General features: G+C 30.8%; 27 protein-coding genes. 21 read left to right on the top strand and 6 right to left on the bottom strand.

What is annotated here, in order from left to right; translation table 11 throughout:
* Window positions 1-21 precede the first annotated feature (21 nt).
* The 13 genes from DFQ07_RS07240 (at window position 22) to DFQ07_RS07185 (ending at window position 15160) form a co-directional block, all read left to right on the top strand.
* Window positions 22-1665: a hypothetical protein gene (locus DFQ07_RS07240; RefSeq protein ID WP_133535624.1), complete on the top strand. Its 1644-nt coding sequence runs from the start codon at window positions 22-24 to the stop codon at window positions 1663-1665.
* On the top strand, window positions 1643-1987 hold the full coding sequence (locus tag DFQ07_RS07235) for a hypothetical protein (RefSeq protein WP_133535623.1): 345 nt from the start codon (window positions 1643-1645) through the stop codon (window positions 1985-1987). The genes DFQ07_RS07240 and DFQ07_RS07235 overlap by 23 nt, the downstream gene beginning before the upstream one ends.
* A gap of 9 nt (window positions 1988-1996) precedes the next feature.
* Entirely contained in the window at window positions 1997-2821 is an 825-nt protein-coding gene (locus DFQ07_RS07230; protein ID WP_133535622.1) for a hypothetical protein, read from the top strand.
* A gap of 111 nt (window positions 2822-2932) precedes the next feature.
* The gene (locus DFQ07_RS07225) at window positions 2933-3946 is read left to right on the top strand and encodes a hypothetical protein (RefSeq protein WP_133535621.1); all 1014 of its coding nucleotides are present in this window, start codon (window positions 2933-2935) and stop codon (window positions 3944-3946) included.
* 1 nt (window position 3947) lies between these two features.
* A complete protein-coding gene (locus DFQ07_RS07220; protein WP_133535620.1) occupies window positions 3948-4532 on the top strand; it encodes a hypothetical protein in 585 nt (194 codons plus the stop codon).
* A complete protein-coding gene (locus DFQ07_RS07215; protein WP_133535619.1) occupies window positions 4529-5026 on the top strand; it encodes a hypothetical protein in 498 nt (165 codons plus the stop codon). Before DFQ07_RS07220 ends, DFQ07_RS07215 begins: the two co-directional genes overlap by 4 nt.
* A gap of 12 nt (window positions 5027-5038) precedes the next feature.
* The gene (locus DFQ07_RS07210) at window positions 5039-5905 is read left to right on the top strand and encodes a hypothetical protein (protein WP_133535618.1); all 867 of its coding nucleotides are present in this window, start codon (window positions 5039-5041) and stop codon (window positions 5903-5905) included.
* Between the two features lies 1 nt (window position 5906).
* Entirely contained in the window at window positions 5907-6101 is a 195-nt protein-coding gene (locus DFQ07_RS15535; RefSeq protein ID WP_166627740.1) for a hypothetical protein, read from the top strand.
* Entirely contained in the window at window positions 6040-6498 is a 459-nt protein-coding gene (locus tag DFQ07_RS07205) for a hypothetical protein (RefSeq protein WP_133535617.1), read from the top strand. Before DFQ07_RS15535 ends, DFQ07_RS07205 begins: the two co-directional genes overlap by 62 nt.
* A gap of 61 nt (window positions 6499-6559) precedes the next feature.
* Window positions 6560-7042 carry a hypothetical protein gene (locus DFQ07_RS07200; RefSeq protein WP_133535616.1) on the top strand — a complete coding sequence of 161 codons (483 nt, stop codon included), beginning with the start codon at window positions 6560-6562 and terminating at the stop codon, window positions 7040-7042.
* Window positions 7035-10946, top strand: coding sequence for a phage tail tape measure protein (locus DFQ07_RS07195; protein ID WP_133535615.1), 3912 nt, complete (start codon window positions 7035-7037; stop codon window positions 10944-10946). The genes DFQ07_RS07200 and DFQ07_RS07195 overlap by 8 nt, the downstream gene beginning before the upstream one ends.
* 2 nt (window positions 10947-10948) lie before the next feature.
* Window positions 10949-13138, top strand: coding sequence for a hypothetical protein (locus DFQ07_RS07190; protein ID WP_133535614.1), 2190 nt, complete (start codon window positions 10949-10951; stop codon window positions 13136-13138).
* Complete coding sequence (locus DFQ07_RS07185) at window positions 13139-15160, top strand: hypothetical protein (RefSeq protein WP_133535613.1); 2022 nt, start codon at window positions 13139-13141, stop codon at window positions 15158-15160.
* Here DFQ07_RS07185 and DFQ07_RS07180 read toward each other — a convergent pair.
* The gene (locus DFQ07_RS07180) at window positions 15150-15365 is read right to left on the bottom strand and encodes a hypothetical protein (protein WP_133535612.1); all 216 of its coding nucleotides are present in this window, start codon (window positions 15363-15365) and stop codon (window positions 15150-15152) included. The genes DFQ07_RS07185 and DFQ07_RS07180 overlap by 11 nt on opposite strands.
* A 92-nt stretch (window positions 15366-15457) precedes the next feature.
* On the opposite strand from DFQ07_RS07180, the gene DFQ07_RS07175 reads away from it, so the two are divergent.
* The 7 genes from DFQ07_RS07175 to DFQ07_RS07145 are packed head-to-tail and all read left to right on the top strand — an operon-like array spanning window position 15458 to window position 19320.
* Window positions 15458-15997 carry a hypothetical protein gene (locus DFQ07_RS07175; protein ID WP_133535611.1) on the top strand — a complete coding sequence of 180 codons (540 nt, stop codon included), beginning with the start codon at window positions 15458-15460 and terminating at the stop codon, window positions 15995-15997.
* Between the two features lie 28 nt (window positions 15998-16025).
* Window positions 16026-16295, top strand: coding sequence for a hypothetical protein (locus DFQ07_RS07170; protein ID WP_133535610.1), 270 nt, complete (start codon window positions 16026-16028; stop codon window positions 16293-16295).
* 27 nt (window positions 16296-16322) lie between these two features.
* The gene (locus DFQ07_RS07165) at window positions 16323-17810 is read left to right on the top strand and encodes a hypothetical protein (RefSeq protein WP_133535609.1); all 1488 of its coding nucleotides are present in this window, start codon (window positions 16323-16325) and stop codon (window positions 17808-17810) included.
* 11 nt (window positions 17811-17821) lie between these two features.
* On the top strand, window positions 17822-18082 hold the full coding sequence (locus tag DFQ07_RS07160) for a hypothetical protein (RefSeq protein WP_133535608.1): 261 nt from the start codon (window positions 17822-17824) through the stop codon (window positions 18080-18082).
* Entirely contained in the window at window positions 18079-18270 is a 192-nt protein-coding gene (locus DFQ07_RS07155) for a hypothetical protein (RefSeq protein ID WP_133535607.1), read from the top strand. The genes DFQ07_RS07160 and DFQ07_RS07155 overlap by 4 nt, the downstream gene beginning before the upstream one ends.
* 3 nt (window positions 18271-18273) lie before the next feature.
* Entirely contained in the window at window positions 18274-18699 is a 426-nt protein-coding gene (locus tag DFQ07_RS07150; protein ID WP_133535606.1) for a TIGR02594 family protein, read from the top strand.
* A 3-nt stretch (window positions 18700-18702) separates the two neighbouring features.
* Window positions 18703-19320, top strand: a complete 618-nt coding sequence (locus DFQ07_RS07145; RefSeq protein ID WP_133535605.1) for a hypothetical protein — start codon at window positions 18703-18705, stop codon at window positions 19318-19320.
* Here DFQ07_RS07145 and DFQ07_RS15530 read toward each other — a convergent pair.
* Together DFQ07_RS15530 and DFQ07_RS15525 are read right to left on the bottom strand one after the other, a co-directional pair.
* The gene (locus DFQ07_RS15530) at window positions 19301-19450 is read right to left on the bottom strand and encodes a hypothetical protein (RefSeq protein ID WP_166627739.1); all 150 of its coding nucleotides are present in this window, start codon (window positions 19448-19450) and stop codon (window positions 19301-19303) included. The genes DFQ07_RS07145 and DFQ07_RS15530 overlap by 20 nt on opposite strands.
* Complete coding sequence (locus tag DFQ07_RS15525; protein WP_166627738.1) at window positions 19443-19604, bottom strand: hypothetical protein; 162 nt, start codon at window positions 19602-19604, stop codon at window positions 19443-19445. The genes DFQ07_RS15530 and DFQ07_RS15525 overlap by 8 nt, the downstream gene beginning before the upstream one ends.
* Before the next feature lie 83 nt (window positions 19605-19687).
* On the opposite strand from DFQ07_RS15525, the gene DFQ07_RS07140 reads away from it, so the two are divergent.
* Complete coding sequence (locus DFQ07_RS07140; RefSeq protein WP_133535604.1) at window positions 19688-19927, top strand: hypothetical protein; 240 nt, start codon at window positions 19688-19690, stop codon at window positions 19925-19927.
* An 85-nt stretch (window positions 19928-20012) separates the two neighbouring features.
* On the opposite strand, the gene DFQ07_RS07135 is transcribed toward DFQ07_RS07140, so the two are convergent.
* The 3 genes from DFQ07_RS07135 to DFQ07_RS07125 all read right to left on the bottom strand — a co-directional run bounded on the left by DFQ07_RS07135 (window position 20013) and on the right by DFQ07_RS07125 (window position 24092).
* Window positions 20013-21203: a site-specific integrase gene (locus DFQ07_RS07135; RefSeq protein ID WP_133535603.1), complete on the bottom strand. Its 1191-nt coding sequence runs from the start codon at window positions 21201-21203 to the stop codon at window positions 20013-20015.
* Between the two features lie 116 nt (window positions 21204-21319).
* A complete protein-coding gene (locus DFQ07_RS07130) occupies window positions 21320-22042 on the bottom strand; it encodes a YebC/PmpR family DNA-binding transcriptional regulator (protein WP_133535602.1) in 723 nt (240 codons plus the stop codon).
* A gap of 58 nt (window positions 22043-22100) precedes the next feature.
* Window positions 22101-24092: a DUF3352 domain-containing protein gene (locus DFQ07_RS07125; protein ID WP_133535601.1), complete on the bottom strand. Its 1992-nt coding sequence runs from the start codon at window positions 24090-24092 to the stop codon at window positions 22101-22103.
* Window position 24093: the final 1 nt, after the last annotated feature.

Below are 24093 nucleotides of genomic sequence, written 5' to 3'. Positions count from 1 at the left end.
TGTGATAACTAATCTATTAAGATGATATTAGACACTGATTCTATACATGAAATAATCAAGACGCCTAGAAACAAAAACCTTGGAGATTACAAGTCTGATTTTACAAGGTTAGATGTGTATTATAACGGTGGAGATATTACAAGTGAGATCGAGAAAATCACAAACTTTGAAAATGAAAGTCAAAAAAAGCTAAGACAAAAGATAGCGCGTTCACCAAAGGACTTCATCCATAGATTACTTAATCAATTTACTAAAGTGTTTTCAGCAAAAGGAGGAAGCAGCACTTTAGATATTGAAATTGATTCTAACAAAAAAGATTTAATAGAAATAATCTCAAAACTTCCAGAAGGAATATCACTGAACAAATGGATGCAAGACTATTGGTTTGAAGCTTATGTTACGGATCCAAATGGTTTAATCTTTATTGAAGCAGAAGAAAATGAGACTCCAGTTTCTTATCCTACATACAAATCAATAAATGTAATTCACGATTACACTGTAAAATGGGGTAAACTTGATTATTTAGTTTTAAAACACGGAAAGTTTAGTATAGGTAAAAAGCAATTAGATGTTTTTAGAGTTGTTGATGATGAAAAAGATGCTCTTTATTATTTAGAAGGAGATAATTTGAAGGAGTTTGAAAACGAAGATAATCAACATGCTTTATTCCACAACAAAGGTTTTGTTCCTGCAATTTTAGTATCAGATATAATTGATAAAAAGACAGGAGGAAGAAAGTCATTCATAAACAAAATAGAAGATTTACTTAAAGAGTATGTTAGAGAATGCTCTGTACTTTCAATATTCAAGTTTTTACACGCTTATCCTAAGTACTGGCAATATGTTAGTAAATGCACAAGATGTGAAGGGTCAGGAAAAATAAAAGATGGAGAAGGAGACCATAAAACTTGCCCATCATGTGCTGGTAAAAAGTTCAACTTAAAACTTGATGTTTCTGACGGCATAATGTTGCCACTGCCTAAGAATAAAGAAACACCTATACTGGCTCCAAATGTAGCAGGATTTGCTGCACCACCTATTGAGGCATGGGGTAAAATGGAAGAATCCTTAGATAAGTTAGAGAAAAAAATGGAATTCACCATTTTAAACACTTATTCAGAAGCAGAAAAGTCAGAGACAGCAACAGGAAGATTTATAGATACTCAGCCATTAAATACTCAGCTTCATAATTTTTCAGTAACAGAAGAAACAATTAAAGAGAGAGTTGTTGATTATATCGCTAAATGGATGTTTGGAAATGAGTATGGAAGTGTATCAATCAAAAACGGAAAAAGATTTGTTTGTGAAAATCCAGATGTTATTTGGGAGAAATACACTAAAGCTAAAGAATCTAAAGCTCCAATAACAACATTAGATTACTTGTACAAGCAATATTTGCTAAGTGAGTATCAAAACGACACTCAAATGTACGAGCAAAAACTTAAAGAATTCAAAATTGAGCCTTTAGTTCATTTTACATTACAAGAATTAGATGCTCTTACTTCAAATCAAGTAGGAGTTGATAAGATAAGTGAAAAACTGTACTTCTCTGAGTGGATTGTCACTAAAATCGATTGGACAAAAGACATTGAAGTGCTAAAAAAAGAGTTTCAAAAATTTGTAGAATCAAAACCAAAAAAAAATGAAAACAATTCAGAAGATTAAAATAACCGTTAGAAACGGAAAAGAAGAAAAAAGAGAGACAATTGGAAATCCAAGACCTGTTGTAGATAATGTTGCTGAAGAACTAATAAGTAAAGGAGAAAAAGCAACTTCAGAAGAAGAGTTAAAAAAAATCAAAGGCTTAAGAATCCTAGATATTTGGGAAGAATCTGAGAAAGAGGAAGAGTTCAATGTAGACAATGCCAATGGTGACAAACTTAAAAAGTATGCTAAAGAAAACAACATTGATCTAGGTGAAGCAACAAAAGTAGCAGACATAAGAGAAGTAGTAAAAGAATGGATTAACAATTTAACCGTAGAATAAAATAACAAGATGTTAAAAAAAGAGACAATTGAAGCATTTGCAAAATTTGCAGGTGTTCCAGCTTCGGATTTAGAAGCAAAGATTAAAAGTGAAAGAGAGGAGGATATTACCTTACAAAAAGTAAATGTTTTTTCGGATGACGAATTGAATCAAAGGATTCAAAACGAAAAAACTACTTCATACAATGAAGGTAAGACGGCAGGAGTAGAAATGGAAGTTAAAAACAAAAAGAAAGAATTAGGATATGAATTTGAAGGGAAAGATTTTGATTCATTATTTGAATTTCACTCAAACAAAGTAAAAGAGTCTTTTGATAAACCAGATAAAAAAGTAATCGAATTGACAACTGATATTGAGAAAATGAAAAAAGCTCATAAAGTAGAATTGGAAACAATTACTGGTGAAAGAGACACTTTAAAGGGAACTGTTAATTCATTGAAAACTACAAATAGTTTAATGAATATTATTCCTGCTAATACTGTTATTCCTAAAGAAGATGTAATAACATTGTTTAATTCAAAACATCAAGTTGCAGTTGAAGAAGGGAAAACTGTTGTTAAATTTAATGGTGAAACCATGAAGGATGAAAAAACAGCTTCACCACTTGAATTAAAAACTGTTTTTATGAATTGGGCAGCAGAAAACAAATATGTTTCAGGCACTCCAGGTAGAGGTGGAGGAAACGAAGGAGGTTCAGGAGGATACTCTGCTAAATCAGCTTCTAGTTTTCAAGAGCAATGGCAAAAGCAAAATCCAGAAAAGTCTTTAAACGATCCAAAATATCAAGAAGACTATGCAGCTTGGAGAAAAGAAAATAAAAACCCAGAGCAATAGAAATCAAAGGTTCAAGATTACCTTAAAATCTTAAAAAGAATTAAGCCAAGATACAGGCACAGAAGAAAGGCAAGATACCGCCATATTTATTAATTTAAACTATTAAATATAATGGCAAATTATGCAGCTTCTGTGCTTGCAGAGGCAAAATTAATCTTAGCAGAACGCTTTGCTGCACCAGAAAAAAGACTTAAATCAGCAGGCGTATTTGGAGCATTTAGAAAAAACACAAATTTATCCCTCCCGAATATTGGAGAATTAAGAACAAAAGAAGAAAGACCAGAAAAAGGGTATTTCTTTAATCGTTCTAAACGAAGCACTACTAACTCAAGAACCCATAACCATACTGGTGCTGTTGGAGATTCTAGTGAAGTAGCTTTTAATTGGCAAACCTTTACTGATAATGCTCAAACTTCATTAAAAAGAGCAGACAACAACATTTTCGAGGAAGCTCAAATTTTAGCAAATGAATTTGAGAACATGTTTAAGAACATTCATGAAGATGCTGATGCCGCTTCTCAAGCTTTTTTAGCAACAAACAAATCATTAGTCAATACTGCAACTAAAAACGGTGGTTGGAATGACACAAATAAAGTGTTTGAGATTACAGCAGCAAACAAAGACAGGTTTTTCCAATATGGTAAGTCTATGTTACGCCAGAATCACTACAAAGGAATGGCAGACGTAATTTTAGACCCTATTTTATATGCGCAAGCTGAGTACTTAGCATCACAAGGGCAATCAAACGCAACAAACTTCGGGTTTCAATTTGGTGGTTTAAACCATTTTGAAGCTGTTGATTTAGCCGATGCTAATTATGGAAATGGTATATCTTTCTTTATTCCAGAAGCAACAATCGGTGTAGTTGATTGGATTCCTAAACAGAACAGACAAGGAAAAGGAGATTATGAAAGTGCGTTAGGAGGTTACGGAAGTATTGTTGATCCATTTACAGGGCTTACTTATGCTGTTCATGCTTATGCTGATAGAGCAGATACTTCAGCTTCAGGAGGAGATACTCAAGACGTGGTAATTAACTGGGAACTTTCTGTTGATTTATCGTTCAATAAAGCAGAATTAAGTACTGCAAACGAATCTACAATTTTTGAAGTAGGACAATTATAGGATGGCGACACTTAACGACATAAAGATTCTCTTAAAAAATAGAGTAGGGTTTAGAAAGCCAATTGATGAAACATTTGAGGCAATGAATGCAGATAATACTCAAACTGAAAGTGGTTTAGTTTATCAAGATGCTCATTCCATGGTGTCAATATTATATATCAGAGATACACAACCTATTGAAGATATTGATGATACTATGTTTAATCAATACTTAACTATTTTAAGAGAATCTAATGTTTTAGAAGTGTTGAACGATGTATTTCAAGGAGAAAGTGAAATCGATGAAATAAAAATACTTGGAAATATAGCTGCTTTTGATAAAGCAATATATCTGAGAATGGTTTTGAAAGTTGGAGAAATTATCCTTTCATCTAAAAGAATTAATGAGATTTCTTACTTCACAGATAAGATGATAAGTCAATGGAGACTAGACCTCAATGGTTCAAATGATGAAGGTAGTTATAAAAACCCGAATTTCCCTTTTCATTCTGGATACACAAGCAGATACAGAAGAGAAGTTAAGTATATAAAAACATTATTTAATAATAATGAGGCAGAATCATTAGAAGCAGTAACTCTAGGATGATATACTTAAAAGATAAACCTGTAGGAATTGATTTTGAAATTCAAAAACTTCAAAAGTTCTTGAGTAATAAACTTTCAGACTGGAATATAGAGGCTTATGGAAGAGCTGAAATCGTAAATAAAGAACCGTTGATTTTTAAAAAGAATAAAGATTATAAAAATGCTTTAGGATTAAATGAAAAATTCCATGGTAGATTCTTTTTTTTAGACTCAAATCTTTCAATAGAACAATCTAAATATTTAACAACTGATTTAGATATAGTATTCATACTTAACATCAAGAAAATAAAACCTGAAATCTCTCATAGAGCAGATGAAGAGGTTAAAATGGAAATACTAAGTATTCTTAAAAAGAAGGTATACAAAAGCATAGAAATTTTAAAAGGACAAGACGTTCTGAAAGGTTTTGACACTAAACTAATAGATATGCAGCCTTACCATTTTATCAAATTTTCATTTAAGCATAAGTATAACAATAATATTACAATATTTTAAAAATTTAAAGACGTGGCAACATTAATTAAAATAAATGGAGTAACAACTTCAGCAACCAAAAACACAGGGGTTGCAAAAGAAGTTTTGGAAGGAGCAACAATTAGATATGCTCTAACAAGAGGGGGCTTTGAGATCACATTAGATGATGCAAAAAGTTTGACTAATTGGAATACAGCCAAAAAAAATAAAGATGTGGTGCCTTTTGGAAGCATTGAAGCTAATTTAGAGAATTCTAATACTGAAGCTACCTATTACGAAGGTAGAACAATTAAATTAGAAACAAAAGCAGCAAGAAAAGGAAAAAAAGCTACACATCACTTAGGTATTCACAGCCATTCTGCTTATAAATCTTACGAAGATTCTGAATACACCAGAGTATTAGAATTTACAGATGATGGTTACATCAAAGGAGTTTTAACACCAGACGGTAAATTACAAGGACAATTACTAAGCAATTATAATGTAGGTATAAGAAAAGATGCAACTTTTGAAGCTCCAGCTTCAACTGACATTGAATTCATCTATTCTAATTATCGAGATTTTGAAGAAAACGGAGTTATTCTGGAGCCTGATTTTGATTTAGAGGATTTTGAAGGTATCTACACTGTTTTACTAGAAGTTGTTGGAACACCAACTGCAACAGAGTTAGTTGTTAAAGCTACTGAAAGAAGTGCCGGTACTCCTGTAACTGGATTAGCTCAAGCAGATTTCGAATTTTTAAAAGATGATGGATCTCCTCAATCAGTTTCTGGTTTAACAGCAAATGAAAACACCTATACACTTAATGGAACTGGTTTTGTTTCAGGAACAATTGCTACGGTTGTTGTTGAAAAAACCAACATAATGTATCAGGCAGATAAAGTAACTGTTACGATTTAATATGTCAAAGTATAAAAACACAGAATTCACAGAGAGTGCTAAAAAGCACTCTTTTGATGAATTTTCAAAAGTATTTGCTAATCATTTTACAGAAGATGAAATGACAGAAGCATATAACGTAGCACAAGGAAAGGATGGCGACACTAAAAGAGCAGCTAGATCGAGTAAAAAAACTAAATCCTACAAGGATAAGTAAAATACTATTTGATTCGATAAGGTCAATAGAGAAAGATTTAATTGAAATAAATACAGAGAATCAACTTTCAGAAGGAGTTGATTCAGAAGGTAAAAGGTTATTTAACAAAAGAACTAAAAGAAGTGTTTATTCTCCTTTAACTGAAGAAATAAGTGGAGGAAGAAAAAAAGCAGGAACTCCATACACATTAGAAGATACTGGAGATTTTTATAAAGGCTTTTTTATTGAAACCAAAAAAGACAAAGCAGTTTTTAGTTCAAAAGATAGCAAAACACCTCTGTTAGTCGCTGAATACGGAGAAATATTTGGATTAACTGATAAGAATTTAGAGGCAGTAATTCAAAAAAAGTTACTGCCTTTATTACAAAAAGAAATTAGAAGAACTCTTGGTATATAGAACGCTTAAAATACCTGTTGTTGTATTTTTTGAAATACTCGAAACAAACAATTTTCAACTATTGTCTGATGAAGGCTTAAGTGAAAATGAATTGAAAGACATATGGAACCAACTATATGAAAAGTATTCAGAATTAAGTGAAGAACCAGGGAACAATCAACTAAATATCAAAAAGAAATTAGAATACTTAATTTCAAAGTATAAAGCGGTTGTTATAGCTATTGATTGTTTAAAAAGCGGTTATGATAACGATTTAGTCAGTTTCTTAAAGAGTGAAGGGTATGTTGTTTCAAAAGATAATTATGATGAAGATCTAGAAACAATTAAAGAAGAAGCAAATGACTTGCTTGTTAGAGCAAATACTTTCTCTTCTCAATTACCTAAAGAAACGAAAGAGAAATTCAATATTTATGATATTCTATCAAGCTATTCAATAATTCTAGGATATGATCTGGACCATGAATCTGTATCTGTTTTTAAATTTTTATCTCTTAAAAAGCAAGTAAAAAACAAAATCAAACTTTTAGAAAGCAACAATGGCTAAAGGAGGAACTATCACTAGGAAAGAACTCGCCAATGATGATGTAATTCGTTGGGGCGTCGATTATGCTAAAAACTTGCAAATAGCAATTGATAAAACAGAGGAGCTAAAAAAGCATGCGTTAGAGTTTAATACTCTTTCTAAAGGTTTTAAAAAAGCAGGAAACAATAAAGAGTTTATTGATTTAAAAGAAAGAGAAATTAAATTAACTAAACTAACTTCAGAAGCAGAAAAAGAACGAAATAGAGCTTTAATAGAAGCACAAAAAATTCAAACAGAAAAATTAAGGACTGAAAAACTAGCCCTAGATATAGAAAAAAAGAAACAACAGGCTCAAAAAAAGAGCACTCAATTAACTGTACAAGAAAGATATGAATTGAGTGTGTTAAATAAAAGAGCCAGAGAAGCTGCTACTCTGTCTTCTACTTTATCAACAGAGTACGAGAAACAGTCTTTAAGACTTCTACAATTAAGAAGAAGATACAAAGATGTTGCATTAACACAAGGTGAAAGTAGTAATCAAGCAAGGAGACTACAAGCAGATATACATAAGTTAGACAGTACCTTAAAACGTGTAGATGCTAATGTAGGGCAATTTCAACGAAATGTAGGTAATTATGGTAAGGCTATGGCTTCCGCAGCAAATGCTGCAAGAAGTATGGCTTCTGCTTTAGGATTTACAGGAGGTTTGTTTTTGTTTGTTCAAACAATGCGAGAAGCAAACAATATTGTTAGAAGTTTTAGTAAAACTATGAGCAATATTGCAGGTATCTACAGAACAAATAGAAAGTCTTTAGAGTCATTAGAGAATAAAATTATCTCCGTAGCTGGAGCTTCTGTAAACACTGCAACAGATGTAGCAAAACTAGCAGAATCTCTTGCTACTTTAGGGAAAACTGATAAAGAAATAGAAACTTTACTTGAGCCAGTTAATAATTTATCTATTGGTTTAAATGCTGCTTCTGATGAAGCAGGAGAGTTTTTAGTTCAAATGCTTAACACTTTTGGAGGGAGTATTAATGAAGCAGGAAAATATGCTGATATAATTGCAACAATCAGAACTTCCACATCTCTTGATTTCCAAAAAATGCGAGATTCATTCCAATACCTTGCGCCTATATCTAAAGCTTTAAATAAGGATATAGCATATACAGGTTCATTAATTGGAATTTTAGCAGATAACGGAATCAAAGCTGAACGAGCTGGTCGTTTACTTGGTACTTCTCAACAAAAACTGGCATCAAAAGGTAAGAGTTTGAATGATGCTTTAGAAGAGTTAAATAAAGCTAAAAGTAAAAATGTTGGAGAGTTAGAATTACTTAAACTAGCTTCTGAATTATTTGGAAAACAATCGGCGGCATTGGGGGTTGTCTTGTCTAACAATACAGATCTTATTGAAGAAAATGCTAATGCAATAAGAGAAAATAGTGGTGCTTTAAATGACTTAGTAAATGAACAATTACAATCCCTAGATGCTCATTTTAGAATCTTAGAAAGTAGATGGGAGGAGTATATTCTTAATACAGATAAATCAACAGGGGCTTCAAATGATTTAAAGAAAATATTAAAATTCCTGTCTGACAATTTAGAGACAGTTATAAATACTACAGTAAAAATTGTTAAGTGGTTTGTGATTTATAAAGGTGTTGTTTTAGCTACAAATTTTGCAATGGGTCTAGCAGCTAGAGCAAACACTTTGTATAGACTCACTTTAATTGCTATCAATGGAGGTATAAAAAAGGTTATTGTTTCAATGAAAGCTATGAAAGCTGCAACTGCAGCAAGTGGTGTAGGGTTGTTTTTAGTAATACTTGGTTCGGCTTATGAGATATTTCAAAGCTTTTCAGATGGAGCTAATGAAGCTGCTAAAGCACAAATGACACTAAATGAAGCAATAAAAGCAGGGTCAAACAATATAAATGAATATCTATCAGGACTTAAAAATAGTTTAAGATTAGAACTAGATGAAGTTAAAGAAAGAGAAAAAAACAATTTATCACTTGCAAAAAGCGAGAGTGAAAAAATAGCTATAAAAAAGCAGTCTCTAAATGAGCAATTGAAACTGATTAGAGATAGATCAAATTTATTTAAGAAAGAGATAGAGCAAAGAGAAAAAGATAAAAAACTAGTTCTAGAAGAAAGAAAAGATGCTTTAGGAGCTTCTTATATACAGGGTGAAATTGATGAGAGAAAAAAATACTTAGAATATCTAAAACGACAAGAAAACGAGGTAATAAGACTTTATAGAGATTCAAATAAAGAGAAAAAGGAAATTGATGAAAAAAGAAGAAAACAACTAGAAAAAGATGGTTTTGAGTTAGAGAGGTTTAAGCTTAAACAAAGTATTGAATTTGAGGAAGACATAATTAAAAATCAAGAAGAGTCTTTGGTAAAAAGATTACTTTCAAACAAATCATTTGTTGATAAATCCATTGAATTACTAAGACTTGAATCAAAAGAAGCTATAAAAAACGCTAAAGATAGACCTGATAAGATTAAACAGATTGAATTAAAGTTTCAATCTGATAAAGCAAAAATTGAAAAAGAAGGGCAAGAAAATGCACAAAAAATACTTGAAGATGGCTTTAACAAGAGAAAAAAAGCCATTGAAGATGATAAGAAAAACAGAGAGCAAGAACTTCAGGATAGAATAACCCAAGAACAGAACAATCTAAATATAGCTCTTCAGAGAGAAGGATTAAGTTTAAGAGAGCGTGAAAAGCTAATTAAAGAGCACGAGAAAAGAGTTTCTAAAATAAAGTTAGAAGCAGCAAAAGAAAACTTAAAAATACAAATAGCCTTTCTGGAGCAAGAATTAAAAAAGGAAGGTTATACTAAAGAGCAACGAGAGCAATTAGCAAAACTGCTTTCAGATACAAAATTAGTTTTATCTCAGACAACTACTAAAGGTATAGTTGCAGATCTTGAAGAACAAAAAGAAGCAGAGAGAAGAGTTCAAGAATTTAAAACAGAACAAATTAGAAATGCTTCAAATGTTATAGCCGAAAGTTTAAATCTTGATGCTGCTAATCTTGAAAAGTTTTTAAATGGTATAGTAGACGGTTTTGGTGAAGGTATTGAAGGAGTTTTAAATGGAATATCTTCTGCTGCGTCAATTGTTGGAGATGTAATGGGTTCAATTTACCAAGGAAATATTGACGAGATAAACAACCAAATTGAAGTTAATGATGAGTATTACAATAGACAGATTGAACTTGCAGAAGGAGATAAAGCCAAACAAGATTTATTAAGAGATGAGCAAGAAAAGAAACGAGAAGAATTAGAAAAAAAGAAACGTAAAGAACAGGAAAAACAAGCCAAATTTCAAAAAGCTGCTGCCATATTTCAAATAGGAATGAACACAGCACAAGCAATTCTTGGAATTTGGGCACAAGTACCAAAGTTTGATTTTGGAGTTTCTGCTGGTATAATGACAGCTTTAGTCGGTGCCCTAGGTTTAGCTCAGATTGCAGCAGTAGCATCAAAGCCAATACCTAAGTACGCAAAAGGTACAGAGTTTCATCCAGGAGGAAAAGCTTTAGTAGGGGAAGAAAGACCAGAGGTAATTTTTGAACCTAATAAAAATCCATACATAGCAGATAAACCGTCTGTTTTGGATTTACCTATAGGAACTAAAGTAATTCCTAGTATTGAAGAGTATAAAAGACTACAAAGAGCTTCAATATTTGCTTCTCTTGATATTGAAAATAAACAATTACAGAGCTATCAAGAAAAACAAGGAAGCTTTAATAATGCTTTAATGTCTGAATTATTAGAAGAAACTAAAAGGAATACTAAGGCTGTACAAAGAAGCAAAACAAATGTAAGTGTACAAGACAATAGTGATAAAATAGCTGATAAGATAGCGCATGCAATATTTAGTAATAATGTAACTAATTGGGATTAATAATGTCAGGAATTAACCCTACATATAGAGATAGAGTAAGATATACTTTAAGCCATAAAGAGTATGGTTCAAAAATTATTACTGAACCTGAAGGATGGGATACAAGTGATAAAGAATATTCTCGTCACAAAAAATATAAAGGTGTCATCACAAAGTTTTCAAACAATTTAAGATTTGTAGAAGATGGGGCAGATTATATAAATTACATAAGAGATACATACGATGTTAATGCTGAGATTTGGCTAAAAAGAGAAGAAAGGCATCCATACACAGATGTTTGGACATTAGATTATGATGGTGTATTAGATTTGTCTACTTGGGAAATGGAAGATTTTGCTGTTAAAGTAAAATTTAATTCTAGTGGTTTAGAAACAGAAATTAAAGCAAGAGAATCTGAAAAAGTAGAGATAGAGAGAAACACCTCTTTAGATGGTCATAACATTTCTTCATTGTCAACGCATAATATAGAATTTGAAGGGAGGAAGATATTTTTACAAACCAACTTTATAGGTGATAATTCTTCTACTGTAAAGACAGAAATACCTCACAGAAAAGGGAGCTGGGGAGAAAAAGCTGTTCCTTTTGGGATGAAATTAGTAAACAAATCTGACGAGCTGTTTCATGAACCAGTTGTTAATCAGTTTCATATTAACAATCCAGACGCGTCGTTAATATTTTATGGTCATAACGATAGGGAAAAAGAACATTTATTAAGCGCCAAAGGAAAGTTTACAGTTAAACTTGTTTCTAAAGATGAAATTAATCATAGTGCTTTTTTAAGATTAGTTCTAGTTCATTATTCAGGAGGTAGCGATTACAATATAAAAGAAACATATATTATTCATGATGACCTATACCCTACAAAATGGGGAAGTAGAACTATTAATTTTGATTTTAAACAGAATTTATATTTAGAACAAGGAGATAGCTTAGGATTGTTTTTTTGGACTGGAGCAGATAATGGAAATTGGTTTGATAGAGGGCGTCTAGACCATGTTTATGAAAATTTAGAAATTGATTTGGATATTCAAGAAAATTCTTTTTTTGAAAAAACTTCATCAAAAATTATACTTGCTCATGAGTTGGGAGAGAGACTTTTAGAAATTATTACAGGAAGAAAGGGAGTTTTTTATTCAGAATATTTAGGACGTAAAGAATTAGGGTATGAAAAAGACGGTGAAGGTTCTTTAAAGGGATATTCTTGCGGGCATTGGTTGAGAGGATTTGACAAATTACCAATAAATGACAGTAATAAGTATAAGCCTTTTACAACCTCTTTTAAAGATTTTTTAGAAGATTTAATGGCAACTGAAAATGTCGGTATGGGAATTGAGAAGATTGGGTTTAAAGAAAGAATTGTTATTAGACCAATAGAGGATTTTTATGTAGACTATGTTACCATAAAGCTACCATACCAAGTAAGTAATGTGAAAAGAAAATCAGCGAATAAACACTATTACTCAAGTGTATTAATTGGTTGTGAAAAAGGATGGGAAAACGAGGAAGCAATGGGATTAGATGAGTACAATACACAGTCTAATTTTTTCACACCTATAATAAGAGTTAAAAATGAATTCAAACAACTAACTAAATACATTTACGCTTCTTATGCAGGTGAATTTATAAGAAGAAAACCAAAATCAGACTATCCTAATTTAGACCATAGAAACGATAAAGCAATTTTTCCTTTCGCACTTAAAAGAGAGTATGGTTATTTCAGTTTAAGAAAATGGCAAGATGATTTTGATTCAGAACCAAAAGGAGTTTATAGCCCAGAAACTGCCTATAATTTAAAATACTCTCCTGTCAACTTGTTGTTAAAGCATGGACGAACAATAGCCTCTTCTTTAAAAAAACATTTGAAAGATTATTTAAGATTTGGTAGTTCTGAAGGAAATATCGGGTTAAAAACAAAGCAAAAAAATAAAAAGGAATTCTCAGAAAACGGAGATGTATTGTGTTCCGATTTAGGGGTTCCATACCATTTGCCTGAAGAGATAGAATTTGAACACGAGTTTAATTATGACATAAAGGAGCAATTAGAAGGAACAACAATAATAAACGGAAAAGAAGTGCAGAATATTTATGGAATAATTGAATTCATAAATGAAAAAGGAGAAGTTGAGAGAGGCAGATTTGAGAAATTAAAACCTAATAGTAAAGCCAAATGGACAGTTTTAAAAGCTAGTTAAATGACATATTCAGAAATTAAAATACAGTTTAATGAAGAGTTATCTCAAGGAAGTGGTATATCATTTTTATTAAAAAGTAGCTTGTATCCAAATGAACCAGGACTACTTCTATCTGAAACATGGGTACTTTTTAGAAAAGGAAAAAATGAGGTAGGAACATTAGGTAATGTTACGCCTACTATAGGAGAAAGAACAGCCATCAATTTCATTACCTCTTTTGAATTAGATTATAATGGATATTCTATATACACAATTACTAGAGTAGGCAATGAAGTCACAATAAAAGCCAACAATCCTTACTTTCAGTTTTCAGATCCTATAGCAATTAATAATGAGGCTCTTTTAAATGTTGGATTTACAATTAATAATTTTACAGGAAATATTTTTAGTATTAGTTCATTAGATTTTTTGCAAGCATCAAATCCATGTACTCATGTTAAAATTAGGATTACTACAAGTGAATTAGCAACAGAATTAATAGAGCCTGTTAAGATTGAAAACAACACACAAAACCCAATTGAATTTGAATTGTTAAAAGGGTCAGGGTTAATATGGTTGGATTTAAAGAGCTCTGACGGACAACAAATTAGAGAAAGAATATCTATACCATATCTTTTAAGTAGTGCTAACTTATCAATTCAGGTTAATAACTCCCCAAATGGTGCAACAGCAATAGCTAACTTAAAAGATTCTTACCTTTTTAATTTAGAATATTCTTTAGATAATTTAAACTGGAAAGATTCTAACACTTTTGACAGTTTACCTCCAAACACTTATACATTTTATGTTAAAGATAATTTAGGATGCACAGTTGTTAAATCATTCGTTGTAGAAGAATTCGGAGTAAGTGACCCTTATTTTCATATTTCAAAATCAAACTCTTTAAGGTTTGTTAAATCAAGTGAAGGAGGAGTAGCTTCAAACAAAAAAATAGACGAAAACAGATTATCCTTTGAGGACGACGTTAATATAGTTTATAAGGAGACACATTATTTTACAAAAGATGATATTGATACCACACAATTCAAATCTAACTATTCTAATGTGTCTGCTATTGCTGTAGACGAAGAAGGGAATGAAACGTCTTTATTAGTCAACAAAATAAGTAATAATTTAAGGTTAAAAGACAGTAGAGATGCTATAAGATATAACTATGGAAGTGGAAAAACAGGGATTTATTTCATGTCAGGTAAAAGATATGATTTTGATACTGGTTTTGATTTAGATAATGATTATAGCTTAAATGGTAAGCTACCGGAATGGGCTAAATCAGGAGAATATATTAAAATAGAATCTGCATGGTATCAAATAGAAAACATAATTCCTTCAGGAGAAAAGCAATCTGTAGTTTTAATTATTGATGTTCCTTACAACGGTTTGGAATCAATAGTAAAAGTAGGTTCAATATATAATAGAGAAAATTATGAGGTATTTGAATTTGATTTAGAAATGCTAGATTATTTGAACAAGAATTTCTTTGTTAAGATAGTAAACCTAGACGATAATTTTCCAGAATTAACTTATCGAAGTGAAGACATATCGGTAAAAGAGAATTTAAAAGACTTTTCAGAATTTATCTATAGTAACGACACTAATACTGATGTGTTTTATTCAACAGGTATTCAACATAAATTTTGGGTTAAACTAGACGATATAAGTGATAAACCAGATGGAAGTGTAAAACAACATGTAACAGACACAAGGACTATTTTAGAAAAAGGAGACGCTTTTGAAGGAAAAAAAATAAAAACACTACCTGTAACTAGGGGTATGATGATAAAAGTGTTTCTTTCATTTTTTCATAGAATATTTTATTTAGATGGCACCAAGTATGTTGTGTCTGAGGTGCCTGAAGTAGAAGGGAGACTAGGTGACACAAACTTATATGTAATAAATGCAATTTTAAGAAAAGCAAATGAAACGCATAAGTCAAAAACGTTTGACAAGAGTAAACCCGCTTCAGGAGGGTTCTTAGAGTTGCCATCATTTATAAAAGTTGATGGAGGTTATATTAAGATTTAAGACTGTCTTTTAGTTTATCGAACTGTTCTTCTGTAACATTAAGATTGTTTTGGGTGTAGGAGTTATTTATAATGGTAGGTGAATTTTTGTATGGTTTATAGGTTTCAAAATTGTGGTCTTTTGAAAATAAAACACCACCTACTAGTTTACCTATAATCCAACCACCACCTACTAAAATAACAAAAAGTGTAATAATAAAGTCCATAGAAACAAATATACACAAATACCCTTATTTAAACAATTTAGAACAATTAAAAAAGTGGTTAAAACTTATTTTTACATTATAAAGTATTGATTATGATGTTTCAAGATTGGGTTGTAAAAGAATTTTTATCAATAAATAAAAAATTATCTCAATTATCAACTGATAGTAAGTTTATAATTGAACTTGATGAAGTTAATGAATTAAGCTCAGGAGCTTTTATTGTCGTTTTTGATACTACTCAAAATAAAACTGTAAAATATCTTTTAGTAAATCAAGACTTTTCTGCATATCAAAATAAAAATGAAAAAAATGAAGCAGATGGATATGTCGGTTTAAACTCAGAGTCATTTATTAATCCAGAATATGTTAAAGGATTAAAACCATCACAACCAATTGCTCTTACTGCAAATCAACCTCACGAATATACATTACCACAAGATGCTGACTTATATGCAATAAGAATAAGTGGAGCCTCTTCTGTAAAAATAGGCACTACTTCTGGATCTGATGATTTCGGAGATATTACCACTTCAGGAGCGGTTACTTGGCAAGTTGGTTTTTTAAACGAAACTAGTCTGTTCATCGAATCAGACACAGATATAACTATAACACCAATGATATTTCAATGGTAAATAATTCATTAATCAAAATTAAATACAAATGAACACAAAACAAGTAATTAAAGAGGTGCATTCAAAAGAATCAACAGCAAATGAAACATTGTATTTCCCATTTGCAAATGGAGAAGTTACCACAGGAATTATTTTTTCAGAACCAACAGGATATGTTATTAAAACAGTTGAAAACAACAACGAAATTTCGAGTGGAAGTAATTCTAAAACTGAAAGCTTAGGTATGTTAGAAACACATTGTCTAATAGTTGAAACAACTAAGTCAGTAACTGTAGAAGTTTACACTAACAAACATTAATCATTAATCAAAAAACGAATAGTAATAATGAAAACAAGATTTATAGTAATTTTAGCAATATTGATGTTTACAATAACTTCAAATGCTCAACGAAAAGACCAAATATCTACGGGCAAGTTACAAGTTAAAAATTTACCCCTTGGAACTGAAAATGATAATTTGGTTGTTGCTGATGGTAAAGGTAACTTTAAACATATTCCACAATCACAAATTACTCCTGATTTATCAAACTATGTGACTAAATTAACTAATGTTACAACTGAGGGGCAAATCGGATTGCAGTTAATTAATTCAGCATTTTCCGCAGGTATTTATTCTCAAAATAATGCAGATGGTAATGGATTATATTCTCAAAATAGTGCTGATGGAGAAGGTGTCTACTCCGTAAATGAAGCAGGGGGAACGGGTATTTATTCTGAAAATAATAGTACTGGAAAAGGTGTTTATTCTAATAACCAATCGTCAGGCACCGGAATAGATTCAGAAAATTATGGAAATGGTATTGGATTTCGGTCTTATAATGGAAGTTCAACAAATTCAGGTATTTATTCATTTAATGCAAACTCGGGTGTTGGAATTAAAGCTATTAATCAAAGTAATGGGGATAATATAGTAGCAGACGCTACAGCTACATCCACAGGGTATAATTATGTTGGTCAAAATCAAGGAGCAAATACATTTACTGTTGATAAATTAGGAAATGTTATTGGTAATACTTTTCAAGGGGATGGAAGTCAATTAACGTTTTCGAATTTATTTGCTAATAATATTACAGCAATAACAGGTCAAATATCAGCTAAAACATTGAGGGCTGGACATTCTACTCCAGTAATTCAAATTAATGACACAGATGCTAACGGAGGTAATGTAAATATAAAGTTAGCAGACACTCCTTCTTTTTTCGATGTAGATGTAGAGTTACCTATTTTACCTGGTAGATTATTATTGGAAAATGGAGATGGAAGTCAATTGAAAAACTTACCTGCTCAAACTTTAGATAACGTAATAACTGCAGGAAACATAACAGACAAATCCTTAATTACAAGACAAGATGTTTTCGGGAATTTAGTTGGTACTTATATAGATTATACTGGTATTGCTCTAAAAACAAATAACTTTACAAATGTAAATATTTCAAGTACAGCAGTAACAGTTTTTAATCCAAGTATAGCTAACAATTATTCGTTACTAGAAAACCAAGGTTTATTGTTTTATGATAACGGTAATCAATTAACAGTTTCTAGACCTGTCTCTATAGCTGGAGGAAATAAAACACAAAGGTTTCAAGACGAAGACGGTAATATTGCGTTACTAAAAGACATAAAAGCGAAACCTACAAGCTCCTTAGATACACAGACAACAGCCAACCTGAATACAGAATTTCCATTAGCTGATAACCCTATTGGAACTATTGTAGTAAATACAAGTACTAGTATAGGAGCAACTCATCAAATGTATGTTAGAATTGGTGATTCGGATTGGTTGTTCATTAATGGTTCAAAAAATCAGTTTTAATCAAGTTAGTTATGAAATCATTAAAAGAAACATTACTAAAAAAATACGGTGTATGGGAATATGTTGTGTTTTTAGTAGGGTTGGGTATTTTGAGTAGAGTATTGTATTCTATCATTATAGCTGACTTTAAAAATATGACTATTGAAGAAATAGGAATTATTATTCTGTTTCTGTCATTAGGTATTATAGCTATTGCTGCACCATTAACCATTTTAGAGTTTGCAAGAAAAAAAGCAGGGTTGCAAACAAGAAAAGAAAAGTTAGAAAAATGACACACATCAACCCTTTAGAAATTAAAATAATCATGGCGTCAATTGCAGCAGCAATAGTGACGCCTACCGATAACATTATAAGGTTTTTAATTCCAATTGTATCAGGGATTGTGTGGGTTTTTTTACAACCTTATGTGATTAAGGTTAGAGATAAAATAAAAGAGAAAAGAAGAAGAAACATAAAGTAAGTAATGAAATTGATAGAGATTGCATTATCGCAAATAGGAATAAAAGAAATCGTTGGAAGGCAAGACAACCCTGAAGTTTTAAAATACTTTAATGAGATTGGTTACGATGGGTCTAAATTAAAAGATGAGACTGCTTGGTGTAGTGCTTTTGCAAATTGGGTATGTAAAAAGGCTGGGTTGCCATACACATGTAAATTAAATGCGCGTAGTTGGTTAAAAGTTGGTTGTAAAACTGATACACCTAGAATTGGAGATATTGTTGTGTTATGGCGGGAAAAACCTGATAGTTGGAAAGGTCATGTTGGTTTTTTTATCAGAGAAGATGTTGATTACATCTATGTATTGGGAGGTAATCAAAGTAACCAGGTTAAAATATCTGCTTATTCCAAATACAAATTACTTGAGTATAGAAGATTAGTAAAAGATTAGGTTATGTGGTTATTAAAACTTTTTACATTAAAAGACTTAAGATATGTGTTGTTAATCGCATTACTTGGTTTTGGAGCTTATCTATTTCATCAAAATAAATTGCTTAAAAAAGAAAACCAGCGCATGGTAAGCAATTATCAGACTGCTTTAAAACTTGATAGCTTAAAAGTAGCTCTTTTCAAAGTAAATAAAGAAGAGGAAATTAAAGAACTATTGAACCAAAATAAAGATCTTAATAGTTTGGTTGAAAAAGCTGAAATTAAAACCAAAAGGATTGAAGCTTTGTATTATCAACAACAAATGTATGTTGACAGTGTTACAAGTAAAATCGATGTTTCGCCAATTATAACAAGTATAAGAAACAATATTCCAGAACTTACGACATGGAAAGACTCAACCGCATGTTTAATAGTTAGTGGAAAACTTATTTATCGTAACGATAGTTTAAACGTTACCGTAGATAAAAGAGAATTCAACAATGAAACTGTATTGATTAAACATAAAGGTAGACGAAAAAAAGTAAAATGGTTATTCGGTTTGCGTTTAGGTGGAAGAGAGATAAAATTCACGCCAAAAGCTTCATGTGGTACCAGTAAAGTAACTATAATTGAAAAGGAGTAGGGGGTTGGTAAAAGTGTTTCTTAGCGTAATTGTATGCTGTTTTAATAACTACTTCTTTGTATTTATTTATGACTGATTGCAAATATTTCATTTGTTTATCAGACTTCACTTCATTTATGTATTTATTCATAAACTTGTATTATTTGAAAGTTTATGGAATCTTCTATATAGTCTTCAATGTTTTTTAATTCAATAAAAGGAGGTTTGTTGATTGTGTATTTAAAATTTTCAAATACTTTCTTGGCTTCTTGTTTGCATAGTATTTCTAATTCTGAAATATTCATAGAATAATAGATCTAAATTTTCTAGGGGTTTGTCTACAAAGGTAGATTTATCTTTAATTATATTTGCTCAAAATGGAATAATTATGGAGTCAAAATTAAAAAAAGGAGCTTTTATTGTAGATGAAGTGCTTCCTGCATTATATGTTTCTAACATGGTTCTTGTGGCTAATAAAAAAGATTTAGAAAGCAAGGAAGAAACAAAAAGTTTATCAAAAATAATAGACAACAACACAAGGGTTATAGGTCTTATAAAAAAAGAGTTTAAAGAAGAACTTGATCTAGATTTTTTAAGGAGGTTTGGGTATGAAAATGCATCTAAATAAAAAACCACTCAAGTGAGTGGTAAAATTGCTATGAAAAAGAAATAGTTAATAGACGTCTCTATTACTTAAATCAAAAGTAATCAATTTATCCGAATAATTGATTAATTGTATCTGACTCTTCTTTTTGATAAAAATCTTTGAGGTAATGTTGTGTTGTGGCTAACCTAGTATGTCCTAGCAATTTTGAAATCATTAACAAACTAACATTACTTTTTACAGCATAATCTGTAAAAGAGTGTTTACCCATGTGCATTGATACTGGCTTGTTTATTCCACATTTTTTTGCTACTATTTTTAATGATCGATTTAAATTATTGTTTTGTATGTATATCCTGTATTCTTTTTCTTCCTGATTTTTATTTTCAAAACCATATAACATAGGAAAAACAAAAAAATCATCTTTACCTATGTATTTTTCTAGAATTTCTTTTGATTTAGGATTTAAAGGAATGTTTCTTCTTGAACCAGATCTCCCCTTTACTTTGTTCATTGTATAAACAATATCATCACCTACTATATTTGACCATTGTAACAAGCATATATCAGTAAATCTCATTCCAGCTGTATAGAAGCAAAACAAAAATACATCTCGAGCTTTTATCATGCCTTTATGCCTTGGTTGTATTTCTAATTCAATAATTTTCTGTATCTCATCAAGTGAAAGTGATTGTTTTTCTACATTTTCTTTTTCTATAGTATATCCTTTTGCATTATTTTTGGAAATGATGCCAGCTTTCACAGCTAAATTACAAACAGTAATAATTGCCCTAAGATTAGAGGCGATAGTATTCTTAGCATTTCCTCTTTTTAAGAGCCAAAACTCATAATCTTTCATGAAATTGTGATCGATGTCTGAAAATGGTATATGATTTGAGAATATTTTTAGTTTATCATGATAGTGTTGCTTAGTTTTTGCACTTCTTGTTTTTCCACGCAATTTAGTTTCATCTATAACAGATTGAAAAAAATCTAAATAAGACTTAGTGTTGTATTTTTTTGTGTCTTTATATATCTGTAAAAGACGTTTAGCTGAAACTCCTTCGTTCTTATAATACAATTTTTGAACTTCTGTTTTTACTTGATTTATTTTAGCGTTGAGATCTTCTTCCAAATGATGTCTCTTAATAGATTGTTTTTTGTCATCCCATTGAGTTTTTTTTACAGAAACTTTAGTGTCAATATATTGATTATCGTTAGCTGAAGTAAAAAATCTTAACCTAATTGAGAATGTGCCGTTTTGCTTTTTATAACTGCTAATTTGAAAAGAAAAAACCATTTGTTCAATATTAGTTCAAAAATTAATAAATAATAAACAAATATAAACAATTATAAAAAATAAAAACCCTCAGTAAAACTGGGGTTTTTGCTTGTAAGTTGTATGTTTATTAGTGTTTATTCTTCCATCGAATGATACACGTTGTTTACGTCGTCATCTTCTTCAAGTCTATCTAAAAGTTTGTTTACTTCTTCTTTTTGTTCGTCAGAAAGAGCAGTAGTTGTGGTTGGAATACGTTCAAATTCTGAAGAAAGAATTTCAATATTGTTTTCTTCTAAATACTTTTGAATAGCACCAAATTGTTCAAATGGAGCATAAAGCATAATAGAACTGTCTTCTTCGTCAGCAAAAACTTCTTCAACTTCAAAGTCGATCATTTCCATTTCAAATTCTTCTAAATCCATTCCTAAAGAATCTTCCTTTACTTTAAAGTTAACTACATGGTCAAACATAAAAGCAACTGAACCAGAAGTGCCTAAGTTTCCGTTACACTTATTAAAAGCAGCACGAACATTAGCTACTGTACGGTTATTGTTGTTGGTGGCAGTTTCTACTAAAACAGCTACTCCATGAGGTGCATATCCTTCAAACAATACTTCTTTATAATTTTCGGTATTTTTATCAGATGCTTTTTTAATGGCGCGCTCAACGTTGTCTTTCGGCATGTTGGCGGCCTTCGCATTTTGAATTACAACACGTAAACGAGAGTTGGTTTCGGGGTTGGGACCACCTTCTTTAACTGCCATGACGATATCTTTACCAATACGAGTAAAGGTTTTAGCCATAGCTGACCAACGTTTCATCTTTCTTGCTTTCCTAAATTCGAATGCTCTTCCCATGTGTATTCTGTTTTTAATTTTGCATGGCAAATGTAACCAATGCTATAAAATATTGCAATTAAAAATGTTTTTTGAAAATTACATTACCTTTATGTTCATCATAAGCTTTCCATGTTCCACTCTGCTTATCATTTTTGTAATGTCCTTTAACTTTTATATTTCCGTTTTGGTAATATGATTTATAGATTCCATCTTTTAAACCATCATCTAAATCAACTTCAAGCTTTAAAGTTCCATTTTCATAATACTCTTTATAAGATTTAGCACTTAAATCTGATGGATGTATAGGAGGAAGGTTAAAAAAAGTTGATGAATTTAAAGTATTTGTAGAGTCTTTATAAGGAATTAGCTCTTGTAGTAGTTTTTCTCTTAGTTTTTGTTCTTTTTCGGTGCTTATATCAATGTTTTTAGGGTCTTCAAAAGCAAAAGAAATATTACTTTCAAATAACTCATCAGAAGCAACAAGCTGCATACCTATTTGAGAAAAACAAGCAATGTATGGTTTGTTCTTTTGAAGTTGATGTCGAGTTTTATTGTCAACTAAACTTAAAAGATCTTTGTATGAGTTAGGAGTATTTATATAAGCAAAAACACTAGATTTTTTTTCAAAAAGATCGTTAAAATCATCGAAATTTTCAGAACTTTCAAGTGTGTATCCTATTAAATGATTATTAATAATTTCTTTAATGGTATTTGGACTAGTACTAAAAACTACAAAATCATCAATTATTGTAAAGTAAGGTTTCTCCATCTTAGAGAACATATTTCCCGCTAGCATTTTAAAGAATCCTTTTAGATCAAAAAAATTGATAGGATATCCTCTATAATTGATTTGTTTATATTTCAAAGGAGTATTTTCTTTTATTTTAGAAAGAACAAATTGAAGATTTTCTTTAGCGTCTTCAATGTCATCAGCTTTAATAATGGCAGCTATATCTTTTTTGTTTTTTGAGAGTTCAGTATTAAAGTGAATTAGGGCTATTTCACTACCAATCCAACTATAAATGTGTTCAGAAATATTAATGTTTAATTTATCCTCAACCATTGCTAATTGATCAGAATATATTTTAAAATCAGCTGGATTTTCTTGTTGAAGTGTCTCTAAATTATGGTTAAAAGTTTTAAAGTCATCAAAAGTAAAACTGAGATATAAAGAAGTGTTTTTAGGAGCTATTTTGGCAACACTACGTTTACCTACACCTGATTTTTGTAACACTTTCAAGTAGGTTTGTGAATTGCTATCAACATTTGTATAACCAGTGGCTTGAACTATAACACCTTCTTTAATTGATATATCTAAACCTGTGTAAAAAAATGCTTCTTTATTTAAGAGGTCTAAATTACTAGAATTGGTAAAACAACTTAAGAAGTCTTTTAGATATTTATGTTGTAGATAAATATTAAAAAAGCCATCGGTATCTGTTTTCTTTTTAATTTCTAAAAAGTTTATATCACGTCCAATAACTGGATTTAAGTATTGGTCAATTGATTTTTCAACTAAAAGGTGAGTATATGAAGCTACAAACTGATTTTTAATAAAGGAAAGGTGTAAAGTTTCTCGCGTTTCTTTATTGTACAGTTCAATAATTTCATGTTCTTTATATACTCGTTTGGTTACTTTGTAATCATCTTCCGCTAACTTACTTATAGCTCTTTTTAAGAAAATAAGCTTGGAGAGTTTTTGTAAATCAGCTATATATAACAACCCATATCTTTTGGTACTGAATACGTGTACAGAAATAACTAGATTACGCTCCCCAATAAAGTCAATAATTTCTTTTTTTGCTTTAAAGGTTTCGTCTAAGTTATTTAGACCTTCAGATAGTTTATTGATTTGTTGATTTGTTTGAAGGTGTGTCCAGATTTCACTTGAACTTATTTCATCCCAAGTGTCAATAGGTCTTTCAGTATCAACTATAAAAACAGCATCATCAGGAACTAAGTAAATAGATTTAATATTATCATTTTCAGATAAAGTAAAAATATAAACTTGATAGATGACAAAGCCAATTATAAGGGCAATAATAGCCCAAAATACTTTTCTTTTCATG

Source organism: Tenacibaculum caenipelagi (assembly GCF_004363005.1).
GTDB classification, from domain to species: Bacteria; Bacteroidota; Bacteroidia; order Flavobacteriales; family Flavobacteriaceae; genus Polaribacter; species Polaribacter caenipelagi.
This window is presented reverse-complemented; position numbering and strand designations above follow the sequence as displayed.